We start from the raw sequence: 10,520 nt of genomic DNA, 5'->3' as shown, positions 1-10,520 counted from the left end.
AACCCACAACCTCAACTGTGGATATGTGGATACTGTGAGGCCACATGCTTATCTAAATGGCATTGCCTCAAGGGCTGGGAACGAGTCGTCGAGGTCGGCTTCGACAGCGCCGAAGGCAAGACGCAGATCACCTCGCCTTGGGACTCGGTGGAACTGCCCTCCATCACCGTCGCCGGTCCCGGCCCGTACCGGCTGCGCATCCACGTCCGAGGCCAGGGCGCCCCCGAGACCTTCTATCCAGAAATGCCCGCCGAGCACCAACTGCTCGTCGTCTACCCTGGCAAATCAAAGAAACAAAAAGAGCTCAAGTGAACGCAAGAGCGATAGCCAATTGGCGAGTCGTAAGCACCACACTCGTCCTCGGCCCACGCACCCGTGCCACCTCGTCCGGGGCCCGTCTCGCCCACCAGGCTGGCGGTGCGATCACGGCTCACAGGACGAGCATGAGCTTGCCTCCGGGGCGGCGAGATTTGCTGAGTTCGGCCGCTTTCTGGATCTGGTCGAGCGCGTAGGTCCGGGCGACCGTTACGACCAAGATGCCTTCGTCGGCGAGCCGGGCGAACTCGTCCATCTGGTCGTAGCGGATCTCGGTGGTGACCCGGACGCCCAACTCGGCCGCGGCGGCGAAGTCCGAGACGGTGAGGACACGGTCGGGATCGCCGGTCAGTTCGATCAGGGTCGGTAGTGAACCACCGGCAGGGCTGGGCTGGTCGGGGCGGTCGATCCGGCCGCCGGTCGGGGCCGTGTCCAGGGCGCGGTCGACGTGGCCTCCGGACGGTGCCCGGACGCGTTCGGCCATGCCGTCGCCGTAGGCGGTCACCTGGGCACCGATCGCTTCCAGAGCTGCGGCCCGGGTCTGCCCGGCGGTGGCGATCACCCGAACACCCCGGTGCAGCGCGAAGCGCACCGCCGCCTCACCCACGGTGGTGCCCGCGCCGTGGACGAGCAGCAACTCGCCCGGCTGGACGCCGAGGTCGCCGAGGCGCGCCACGCCGTCTCGGCCGCCATCGGCAGCGCGGCGGCCTGCTCGACGGTGACGCCTTCGGGGATGTGTGCCCAGGCCGGCATCAGCGCGTACTCGGCGGCACCGGCCGTCGGACCGTCGAAGGTGGCCGGGCCGAACACGCGGTCGCCGGTCCGGACACTGGTCCGGGACGCCATCGACAACCACCGCGACGATCCACAGTTGCTGCGCATCATGATCGAGGAGGCGCCCCTCTCGCGGGAGTTGCTCGAAACGGTCGACCGGCACGAGAAGAAGCGCGTCGGTCAGGTGCGCGATCTCCTCGCCCGCCACCCCGACGTCCGCGTACGCGATCTCGACACCGCCGCCGACTTGATCGTGACCACCGTGGAACTGAACACCCACAAGGCCATGGCTCGTCCGCAGGCGATCACTGTCGAGACCTTCGAGAACGAACTCGTGGACATGGTGACCCGGTACCTGCGCGGTGATCGGTAGCCGGACTTCTTAGCCCAGGTAATCGCAGTGTGGCGCGTCCGACCAGAATGCCCGGCCTTGCGGGACGGCCCAGCGATATATATCGTCCCGATATATCTGTTCGATACATGGGGACGGGTTTGTCCGTTGTCCTGTGGCCCGGCTGATACGGGAGGGGCGATGAGGCGGGTCGACTACGACACCGAGCAGTACCAGGACTACGCGCGTGGCCGCGCGCTCACCGAACAGGAGTTACAGGCATGGCTCAGTGCCTTCGGAGCGGTGTTGCCTGAGCGGCGGCCGCTGGTGGGGCTGGACGTCGGTTCGGGGACCGGCAGGTTCACCCCCGCGTTGGCGCGGACGTTCGGGCCGGTCACCGGCGTCGAGCCGTCCGTGCGAATGCGCGAGGTGGCGGAGACGCAGGCCTCGCACCCCGATGTGCGTTATCTGGCGGGCTCTGCCGAGGCCGTGCCCGTGCCGTCCGGCAGCGCCGACTATGTCTTGATGTTCCTGTCCTGGCACCACGTCCAGGACAAGCCCGGTGCGGTCCGGGAGCTGGCCAGGGTGCTCAGGCCGGGCGGGCGGCTGCTCATGCGTGCGAACTTCTTCGAACGTCCCTAGCCCAACTCCGGCCGACTTCCCCAAGCACTTGGCTAGTGGGCGAGGTTGACCTGTGTTCTGTGGTGGTCGTCTTTCTCGATCAGGTCGACGAATCCGAGGGCGTAGTCGGCGGCGGAGATCGCGCCGCCGTCCTGCGGCTGGACGGCCACGTCGTCGCCGAGCCGGTAGCGGCCGAGTCGTTCGGCGGGCATGCGTGCGCCGAACCTGAGCGCCGGGCTCACGAAGACCCAGTCGAGGGTCGGCGGCGTGGCAGGGAGGTCCTCGATGATGAGCGCGGCCCCGGCGCGGATCTCGTCGTGGAGCTCTGCGGGGACGTGGCCGAGGTCGGTGACGAAGCGGGCCGCCCCAGGTGCGGGACGCAGGGAGGAGTAGCCGCCGACGACGTACAGGCGCGCGCCCGCGACATCGGCCAGACGTGCGATGGTGCCGTTGACGTCGCGGAAGGTGGCGGTCAGTGGGCCGCGTGGCGCGAGAGCCGCCACGACGACATCCGCGTCCTTTATGGATGCCGAGAGGTTCGCTTCGGCGGTGGCGTCGCCTTGGACGTAGTGCACGTTCGGGATCGGAGCGTCGGGAAGCGAGCGGCTCAGCGCGGTGACCCGGTGGCCGCGAGCAGCGGCCTCCGCGACGATGGCCGAACCGGCGTAGCCGGTGCCGCCGATGACGGTGATACGGGACATGAGGTGCCTTTCCCCCGGAGACGGATGGCGTCAGGCGACGCCTCCTGGTTACCGTAGGAGAGCAGCTCTCCAATCGGAAGAAGGCACTTCTTGGTAACCACTCAGGGCGAGCCTGTTCTCCACGGCAGCCCCTATCGCGCGGACTGTCCGACCCGCCACATCCTGGATCGCATCGGCGACCGTTGGACGGTGCTCATCGTGGGCGCCCTGTGGGACGGCAGCGCCCGGTTCTCCGAGCTGCGCCGACGCATCGAGGGCATCTCACAGAAGATGCTCACCCAGACTCTCCGCGGACTGGAACGCGACGGGCTCGTAAGCCGCACCGTCCACCCGGAGGTTCCGGTCCGCGTCGAGTACGCGCTGACCGAGGCGGGCAGCAGCCTGCGCGAACCGCTGAGCGCCCTACAGGAATGGGCGATAGCGCACCTCGGCCAGGTATCGGCGTCACAGGAGGACTACGACCACGCCGACCAACCACCCGCCACCTCCACGAACCACGACACCTGACCGCCACGTTCGGGGTCGCGGCCGCAGGGCAGGTCTATCCGGATCTCCTCGTCATGGGAGGAGGAGGGTTTTTGCTAGGACGGTGCGGGTTTCGATGGCCTTGTGTGCCTCGGCCGCTTGGTCCAGCGGGTAGGTCTGGCCGATCACTGGGGTAAGGATGCCCTCGGCTGCTTTTTGCAGGGCCCTTTCCAGGAGGTTTAGGCGTTCGTCCCAGGAGACTTGCAGGTCCTGGATGCCGCGTAGCGTGATGTTTCTGCGTTCGGCTTCCTGCTGGTCGGCGGCGGTGAAGCCGCCCAGGGTGGAGCCGTGGGCGGAGAAGGTGCCGCCGTTCGCGGTGGCGGCGAAGGCCGCTAGGCCGATTTTGTCGCCTACGCCGTCCAAGACCACATCTGCGGTTCCGTGAATTTCGTCCGCCCAGGTGGGGGACGAGTAGTCGAGCACGGTGTCGGCGCCCTGTTCGCGGGCCAGTTCCAGCTTTTGTGTTCCGCGTGCTGCGGCGATGACGTGGGCGCCTTGGGCTTTGGCGAGTTGGATGAGGAGGACGCCCATTCCGCCGGTCGCTCCCACGATCAGGACGGTGGCTCCAGGGGCGATTTCTGTGCGGTCGAAGAGGCGGAGTGCGGTCACGCCGTCGTGGAGGAGCGCCGCGGCCTCGTGGAAGCCCACGCCGTCGGGGATGGGACGGACGTCGTCCACGGGCGCCACCACCCGGTCGGCGTAGCCGCCGTTCGCGACGGCCACCATCGCGCGGCGGCCGATCCAGGCGGGGTCGACGTTCCGTCCGGCGGCGATCACCTCGCCCGCGCCGCCCCCGCCCGGCACGTACGGCGGTGTCGTGTCGAAGTACTGCCTGGCCATGCCCGAGCGGATCCGGGTCTCGACGAACATGGTGTCGGCGGCGGCCATCGCGACCACGACCTCGTCCGGTCCCGGCACCGGGTCCGGGGCCTCGCGCGGCTCCAGGACCTTGGGTCCGCCGAACTCGTTCACTTCGATCACTCGCATGTCCGGCTCCCTGTGTCGTCTAGGAGGCCAGTCTGGTCCCTCAACCAAACTTGAGGTCAACCCTTGAGGTGCAGGTCGAGACCCGTCGTGCCCGGGGGCTCCACGCCGGGGAGCAGGCGCGTGTCGTGGTCGTAGTCGCCGCCCGCGCGCGGGGTGCTCGGCGGTTTTCTGCGGGCGCGGCGGGAGCGCGTCGCCCCGGAGCAGGTCGGGATCGCCGGGGGCGGACGGCGGCGGGTGCGCGGCCTGCGCCGTGAGGAGCTGACGCAGCTTGCCGGGATCAGCGTCGACTACTACGTCCGGCTCGAACAGGGGGCGGGCGACGCAGCCGTCCGCCGAGGTGCTGGACGCGTTGGCCTGGGCGCTGCGGCTCGACGCGGCCGAGCGCGGGCGCCGAGTACCTCTTCCTTGACCCCGGACGCAAACGGATGCGGCACCCGGTGGAAGGGCTGATCACCCTGGACTACGAGACGCTGCACGTACCGGCCACACCGGGGGAGATGGGCCTGGTCGTGCATGCCTTCAGCGCGGAGCCCGATAGCCCGGAGGCCGACGCGTTGGAGCGCATGGGCGCCGTTCACCCCGTCCTGTCGGGCCGGTCGACGTAGCGGATCACCTCGACCGGGTCGAGGATGACCAGGCCCTCGGTGATCAGGTCGTCCAGTTGCGGCAGGAACGCTCGGATCTTGTCGGTGGCGTCCACGATGGTGATCGCGAGGGGAAGGTGCTCGGTCAGCGACAGGATCCGGGTCGTGTGGATCCGGCTGGACGTGCCGTAGCCCTCCATGCCGCGGATCACGCTGGCGCCCGCGAGTCCTGCCTGGTGGGCGCGGTGCACGATCTCGTGGTAGAGCGGCTTGCGGTGCCAGGTGTCGTCCTCGTCGACGAGGATCGTCAGGCGGAGCGCGGATCCTTCCAGCTTCATGATCGATCGGCCTTCTTCCTGGCGGCGGCGGGTCGGCGTCCCCCGGCCGCGTTGAGCGAGGCGTTGCGATGAGTGATTGTATGATTGCTCAACGTTATATCATGGTGGATAGTGCGGGCTTGACCAGGGCGTCCGGGGTCTGTCGCCAAGCGGGACTTCTGTTCGGAGCGGCCTCTCGGTTTGGACAGGACAAAGGTTGTCTCGTGGCGGGAATTCGCCATTTCTCGCGCGTTTGTGCAGGCGTGGGTCTTCGCGGAGATCAAGATCCATGTCAACACGGGACTTGACACGTCGTCCACGGTCACGAAGGGCTACAAGGACACGATAAAGATTCGCAAGCACTACAAGCTGACCGCCACACAAGGTGGGAGATGCAGCAGGCGAAAGGCTACGTCTACCACGTCTACAGCAACTGCGAGACGCAGTCCCGGGGCTCTTTCGATCTGAAGGCGCCCTACAACAAGTTCGTCTCGTACAAGACCGCCAAGATCTGACGGTGTGATCCGGGTCGCCCGAATGAATGGGCGGCCCGGATCTGTCAGGGAATCAGCCGCCGCCGGTCGCCGCGCGGTGGTCGTGGAGGTCGTGGAGCTCGTCCAGGTGAGCGGAAATGGCGGCGCGCATGCGTGGTGGGGTGGTGGTCTGCGGGTGGAGGGCGGCATGGACGGCCAAGCCGTCCACCAGGGCGTGCAGGCGGTCGGCTTCCAGTTCCGTGTCCGACTCCGGGGCCAGGGAAGTGACCAGCGCGAGGCAGCCCGCGCGTAGGGCGGTGTGGGCCTCCTCGCACAGGGCGCGCAGGTCCGGGTCGACGAGGGCGCGGGCGGTGAAGGCGAGCCAGACGTTGTTCTCGGCGGCGCGTTCGGCGTCCATGGGGAGGAGTTCGTCGAGGATCCGGGCGGCGCGGTCGCGGGGGTCGGCGGTCGGGGCCGAGACCGCGGCGATCCGTTCCTCGACCCGTTCGATGATCGTCCGCAGGGTGAACGCCAGGAGTTCGGGCTGTGTGGCGAAGTAGTGCCGGAGCGAGCCCGCCGACAGTCCCGCCTCGCGGGCGACGTTGCGGACGGACGCCCGGTCCAGCCCGTCCCGCCGGATGACCCGCCACACCGCCGCGACCACCTCGTTCCGGCGCCGGGCCGGATCCACCACCTTCGGCATGGGACTTTTATAGCACAACTGTGCTACTTTCGGAGATGTAGCACAGTTGTACTAGAAAGGAGTCCGCCATGAAGCGTGCTCTCGTCGTCGGCCTCACCGCGGGGCCGCTGCTGCTCACCGGGAGCGGGCTCGGCGCCGCCGCCGCCCTCCAGGCGAGTTCCGGTGGCGCGTTCACGACGCCGGACCACCGGTTCGGCACCTCGGCCGTCGCGCTCAAGACCGACGAGATCGCGGTGGGGTCCGACACGGCGCGGGCCGGGAACCCCACGCCGGACGTCGGCGAACTCGCCCAGGTCAAGATCGTGGTGCGGCCCGTCGACCCGCGCGTCCCGCTGTTCGTCGGGGTCGGGCCCAAGGATCGGGTCGAGGGCTACCTGAGCGGGGTGAAGCGCGATGAGTTCGTGTCGGCCGACCTCAGCCCGTTCAGACCGGTGTTCCGGCATCTGCCGGGCGCGTCGCGGGCCACGGCGCTGCCGTCGCGGCAGGGTTTCTGGGTGGCCAGCTCGGCGGGTTCGGGGACGCGCGTCCTGAAGTGGAACAAGTCCGGGGGCGCCTGGTCCGTGGTGGTGATGCGGATGGACGGGCAGCCAGGGGTGGACGCCTACGCCTCGATCGGGTTGCGGTTCGGCTTCCTGCTTCCCGGCGCGATTATCGTTCTGGCCGCTGGGGCAGTGCCGGTCGTCTGGGTCTCGGTGCTGCGGTGGCGGGGGCGTTAGGTGTGCCAGTGGCCGACCAGTTCCGCATAGAGGGGGCTGCGTTTTGTCAGGGTGGCGTGGGTTCCTGTGACGGGGGTCGGGCCGTCCAGGAGGACGACGAGGTCGGCGCGTTCGGCGGAGCTGATGCGGTGCGCGATCACGATGAGCGTGCCGCCGCGTGCGGCGAGGGCCTGTTCGGCGCGGGCCTCGGCGGACGGATCGAGCTGGCTGGTGGCCTCGTCCAGGATCGTGATCGGCGTGGCGGACAGGTAGGCGCGCGCCAGGGTGATCTGTTGCCGCTCGCCCTGGGAGAGGGGTCCGCCACCCGGGGGGATCTCGGCGTCGTAGCCGCCGAGGCGTTCGACGGTGGCGGCCATGCCGATGGCCTCGACGGCCCGGTCGAGTCGCGGGACGGTGGCATGCGGGCACAGGTAGGCGAGGTTGTCGCGCAGCGTCCCGGCGAAGACGTAGCTCTCCTGCGGGACGAGCGTGACCGCCGACCAGAGCCGCGCGGGTTCGAGGCCGCCGAGAGTGACGGTCCCCTGGGACGGGTGGAGCAGGCCGATCAGCAAGTTGGCGAGCGTCGACTTCCCGGTTCCGCTGGGGCCGACGACGGCCAGATGGGTGCCTTCGGGCACAGACAGGGACGCGTCCTTGAGCACCGGTTCGGCGTCGGGGGAGTAGGCGAACGTGAGGTGGTCCACCTCGATGTCGAAGGAGTCGGGCGCGCCGGGCGCCGAAGGAGGCGGTGACGTCGGGACGGCGCAGATCTCGGCCAGGCGGCCCAGCATCACCGCGAGGCTGAGCAGCAGCGTCCCGCCGGTGTCGATGAGGACGGTGATCCCGGGCTGGAGCCCGGTCACGAGGTAGACGGCCCCTCCGGCGACCTCCCCGGTCGTGAGCCCGTGGTGCGCGGTCAGATCGGGTGACAGGACGAGGAGCGCCAGAAGCGGCAGATGCACCCCCAGCGCCAGCACGGGCAGCCGAACCAGGCGGGTGCGGGCGTAGGCGCGCAACGCCTCCGCCTGGGCGTCGATCACGTCGCCGACGGTGCGGGCGGCGCGGTCCTCGGCGGCGCAGGCGGCGACGTCCCGGACGCCGTGCACGATCACGGCGGCCGACTCGCCGATGCGTTCGGCCTGCCGGACGACGGCCCGGTACCGGCGGATCTGGAGGCCGAGGAACGCGGCGAACACCGCGACGGCGAGCGTCACCGACAGGCAGGCGACCAGCGCGAGCGGCGGCGACAGCAGGGTCAGCCCGACCAGCGCGGCGACTCCGGCGGACAGGAGTTGCCGGACGTTGCGCAGCGCCGTCCCGAGCAGCGCGCGAACGGCCTCGGCCTGCTCGGTGACCTGGGACGCGCCCGCCCCGGCCGCGTCCGGCGACCGGTCGGTCATGCGGTGCAGGGCGCCGTTCACGACGTCCCGGACGAGCGAGTCGCGCATGGGCTCGACGGTGGCCGCGAGCCACGGGTAGATCCGGCCGGTGCCGACCGCCCCGACGATGGACAGGGCCGCGAGTGCCGCGAGCCACGCCAGGCCGGTGCCGGGACGCCCGGCGAGGAACCCGTGGTCGATGGCCCGCGCCAGGACGAGGCCCGACGCCAGCGCGGGCAGCGATTCGAGCGCCGACCAGGCGGCGAGGCGGCGCAGCGCGGGCCACTGTCCGCGCAGGTGGCGGTGCAGGAGCAGGGCGGCGGGCGGGACGGTCACGGTGCCGCCGGTTCCACCGCGAACACGGCCCGGTAGGCGGGGTCGCGCCACAGTTCGGCGTGCGGGGCCAGCGCGCGCACCCGGCCGCCGTCGAGCCAGGCGACGAGGTCCGCGCGGGCGGCGGTGGCGGGACGGCGGGCCACGACCAGGCTGGTGCGTCCGGTCAGGACTCGGCGCAGCGCCTGCGTCACGCGCGCCTCCGTCGCGGTGTCGAGACTGCTGGTGGCGTCGTCCAGGACGACGACGCGCGCGCCGGTCAGGGCGGCGCGGGCAAGGCCGAGGCGTTGCAACTCGCCGCCCGACATCGGGGCTTCGGCGAGGGGCGTGTCGTAGCCGTCCGGCAGGGCCCGGACGAAGTCGTCGGCCGCCGCGATCCCGGCCGCGCGGCGGACCTCGGCGCGCGTGGCGTCGGGACGCGCGTAGGCGATCGTGTCGTGGACGGTGGCGCCGAGCAACGCGGGGCGTTCGAAGGCGTAGGCGACGGCGCGCCGCAGGTCGGGGAGCGGTACGGCGGTGACGGGAACGCCGTCGAGTTCGACCGTGCCCTCGTCGGGGTCGGTGAGTCGTCCGATCGTCGACACCAGCACGCTCTTGCCCGAACCGGAGGTCCCGGCGACCGCGACGGCGGCGCCTGGTGGCACGTCCAGGTCGAGCCCGTCCAGGACGGCGCGCTCCCCGGCCCTGACGGTGACGCCGCGCAACCGGAGCCGACCCGGCCCGTCCGGGAGCGGTACCGGACGGGCGGGCGGCCTCACTCGCGGGGTGGCCGTGAGGATCTCGTCGACGCGCCCGGCGCCGACCTGGCAGTTGAGCAGCGCGACGACCGTGTCGAACAGGGAGGCGGCGGCGACGGCCATCGCGACATAGGACGCGCTCGCCACGAGCTGACCCGTGGTGATGTGACCCGACGCGAGACGCAGCCCGGCGACGCCGACGACCACGACCTGGACGAGCGGTGCCAACAGCGCGAGGCGGCGGCTCACCAGGCCCTGCACCGCCCACGTCTCGCGGCCCGCCCGCCCCAACTCGGGCAGTGGCTCCAGGATGCGCCGGACCTCGGTGGGCGCGGTGCCGCTCGCCTGGATCGTCCGGATTCCCTGGCGGGCGTCCAGGAGCCGGGTCACGATGGCCGCCTGGCACCGCTGGTAGCGGGCGAACGGCTCGGTGGCCCGGACGACGAACAGCCGCAACGCCAGGACGACCGGCGGCACTCCCAGCGCGAACGCGATCGCGAGCCACCAGTCGATCAGGGCCAGCGCCGTCGCCGCGCCCGCGGCGGTGAGCAGCGCGGCGGCGGCGTTCAGCAGCAGGACGGGGAACGCCGCCGGTCCCGACGCGCTCTCGGTGAGCCGGGCCAGCACGTCCCCGGTCGGGAACCGCCGCTGCCCCGGCGCCCCGAGGAGCAGCACCCGGTCGAGCAGCCGGTGCCGGAGCCAGGCGGTGATGTCGCTGCCGCAGTAGGAGCCGAGCACGTCCTCCCAGGTGTCGGCCAGCGCGGCCACGGCGAGGACGACGCCGAGCCGCGCGGCGGCGGTACCGGCTCCGTCCCCGGTGCGGACGGCGTCGATCGCGGCGGCGAGCAGGATGGGGGTGAGCAGCATCGCGCCGACGCGGATCGCCGTGAGCGCCGCCAGCAGGGCCAGCTTCGGGCGGATGCGGCGCATGGCCTCCCGCAGCCGCCGCCTCCCCCCGGCGCGCAGCGCGGCGGCGGCGTCGTCGGGCGGCGCGGCGCGGCGGGCGGCGGGCCGGGGGGAGCGTCGTGATGTCCGGGCCACCCTC

Annotated in this window: 14 protein-coding genes and 1 pseudogene; 8 read left to right on the top strand and 7 right to left on the bottom strand. The window is 70.9% G+C overall.

Features of this window, described 5'->3' with window-relative positions:
• Window positions 1-312, top strand: a 312-nt coding sequence (locus tag ABD808_RS36890; protein ID WP_344907620.1) for a hypothetical protein, incomplete at its 5' end; no start/stop codon positions are given.
• A gap of 118 nt (window positions 313-430) precedes the next feature.
• Here the strand turns inward: ABD808_RS36890 and ABD808_RS36885 are convergent.
• Window positions 431-991 (bottom strand): zinc-binding dehydrogenase, encoded by a 561-nt coding sequence (locus ABD808_RS36885; protein WP_344907617.1) that lies wholly within the window; start codon window positions 989-991, stop codon window positions 431-433.
• Between ABD808_RS36885 and ABD808_RS36880 the strand changes: the two genes are divergently transcribed.
• Together ABD808_RS36880 and ABD808_RS36875 are read left to right on the top strand one after the other, a co-directional pair.
• Complete coding sequence (locus ABD808_RS36880; RefSeq protein ID WP_344907615.1) at window positions 938-1,462, top strand: hypothetical protein; 525 nt, start codon at window positions 938-940, stop codon at window positions 1,460-1,462. The two genes, ABD808_RS36885 and ABD808_RS36880, sit on opposite strands and share 54 nt — an antisense overlap.
• A gap of 159 nt (window positions 1,463-1,621) precedes the next feature.
• Entirely contained in the window at window positions 1,622-2,062 is a 441-nt protein-coding gene (locus ABD808_RS36875) for a class I SAM-dependent methyltransferase (protein WP_344907612.1), read from the top strand.
• A 32-nt stretch (window positions 2,063-2,094) separates the two neighbouring features.
• On the opposite strand, the gene ABD808_RS36870 is transcribed toward ABD808_RS36875, so the two are convergent.
• Complete coding sequence (locus ABD808_RS36870; RefSeq protein ID WP_344907609.1) at window positions 2,095-2,742, bottom strand: NAD(P)-dependent oxidoreductase; 648 nt, start codon at window positions 2,740-2,742, stop codon at window positions 2,095-2,097.
• A 90-nt stretch (window positions 2,743-2,832) separates the two neighbouring features.
• Between ABD808_RS36870 and ABD808_RS36865 the strand changes: the two genes are divergently transcribed.
• On the top strand, window positions 2,833-3,249 hold the full coding sequence (locus ABD808_RS36865) for a winged helix-turn-helix transcriptional regulator (RefSeq protein ID WP_344907606.1): 417 nt from the start codon (window positions 2,833-2,835) through the stop codon (window positions 3,247-3,249).
• A gap of 51 nt (window positions 3,250-3,300) precedes the next feature.
• Here ABD808_RS36865 and ABD808_RS36860 read toward each other — a convergent pair whose 3' ends face one another.
• Window positions 3,301-4,254, bottom strand: a complete 954-nt coding sequence (locus ABD808_RS36860; RefSeq protein ID WP_344907603.1) for a zinc-binding dehydrogenase — start codon at window positions 4,252-4,254, stop codon at window positions 3,301-3,303.
• A 153-nt stretch (window positions 4,255-4,407) separates the two neighbouring features.
• Between ABD808_RS36860 and ABD808_RS36855 the strand changes: the two are divergent.
• Window positions 4,408-4,639, top strand: a pseudogene (locus tag ABD808_RS36855) (helix-turn-helix domain-containing protein); the annotation flags it as partial.
• Between the two features lie 52 nt (window positions 4,640-4,691).
• Window positions 4,692-4,859 carry a hypothetical protein gene (locus ABD808_RS36850; protein WP_344907600.1) on the top strand — a complete coding sequence of 56 codons (168 nt, stop codon included), beginning with the start codon at window positions 4,692-4,694 and terminating at the stop codon, window positions 4,857-4,859.
• On the opposite strand, the gene ABD808_RS36845 is transcribed toward ABD808_RS36850, so the two are convergent.
• Window positions 4,829-5,176, bottom strand: a complete 348-nt coding sequence (locus ABD808_RS36845; protein WP_344907597.1) for a DUF190 domain-containing protein — start codon at window positions 5,174-5,176, stop codon at window positions 4,829-4,831. The genes ABD808_RS36850 and ABD808_RS36845 overlap by 31 nt on opposite strands.
• Before the next feature lie 371 nt (window positions 5,177-5,547).
• Between ABD808_RS36845 and ABD808_RS36840 the strand changes: the two genes are divergently transcribed.
• Window positions 5,548-5,670 carry a hypothetical protein gene (locus tag ABD808_RS36840; protein ID WP_344907594.1) on the top strand — a complete coding sequence of 41 codons (123 nt, stop codon included), beginning with the start codon at window positions 5,548-5,550 and terminating at the stop codon, window positions 5,668-5,670.
• A 52-nt stretch (window positions 5,671-5,722) separates the two neighbouring features.
• On the opposite strand, the gene ABD808_RS36835 is transcribed toward ABD808_RS36840, so the two are convergent.
• On the bottom strand, window positions 5,723-6,331 hold the full coding sequence (locus ABD808_RS36835; protein ID WP_344907591.1) for a TetR/AcrR family transcriptional regulator: 609 nt from the start codon (window positions 6,329-6,331) through the stop codon (window positions 5,723-5,725).
• 68 nt (window positions 6,332-6,399) lie between these two features.
• Between ABD808_RS36835 and ABD808_RS36830 the strand changes: the two genes are divergently transcribed.
• Window positions 6,400-7,047, top strand: coding sequence for a hypothetical protein (locus tag ABD808_RS36830; protein WP_344907588.1), 648 nt, complete (start codon window positions 6,400-6,402; stop codon window positions 7,045-7,047).
• Here the strand turns inward: ABD808_RS36830 and ABD808_RS36825 are convergent.
• Both ABD808_RS36825 and ABD808_RS36820 read right to left on the bottom strand, forming a co-directional pair.
• Window positions 7,044-8,741, bottom strand: coding sequence for an ABC transporter ATP-binding protein (locus tag ABD808_RS36825; RefSeq protein ID WP_344907585.1), 1,698 nt, complete (start codon window positions 8,739-8,741; stop codon window positions 7,044-7,046). The genes ABD808_RS36830 and ABD808_RS36825 overlap by 4 nt on opposite strands.
• Window positions 8,738-10,516 carry an ABC transporter ATP-binding protein gene (locus ABD808_RS36820; protein WP_344907582.1) on the bottom strand — a complete coding sequence of 593 codons (1,779 nt, stop codon included), beginning with the start codon at window positions 10,514-10,516 and terminating at the stop codon, window positions 8,738-8,740. Before ABD808_RS36820 ends, ABD808_RS36825 begins: the two co-directional genes overlap by 4 nt.
• Window positions 10,517-10,520 lie beyond the last annotated feature (4 nt).

This window comes from Actinomadura meridiana, from assembly GCF_039537545.1.
In the GTDB taxonomy this organism is placed as follows: Bacteria; Actinomycetota; Actinomycetes; order Streptosporangiales; family Streptosporangiaceae; genus Spirillospora; species Spirillospora meridiana.
This window is presented reverse-complemented; position numbering and strand designations above follow the sequence as displayed.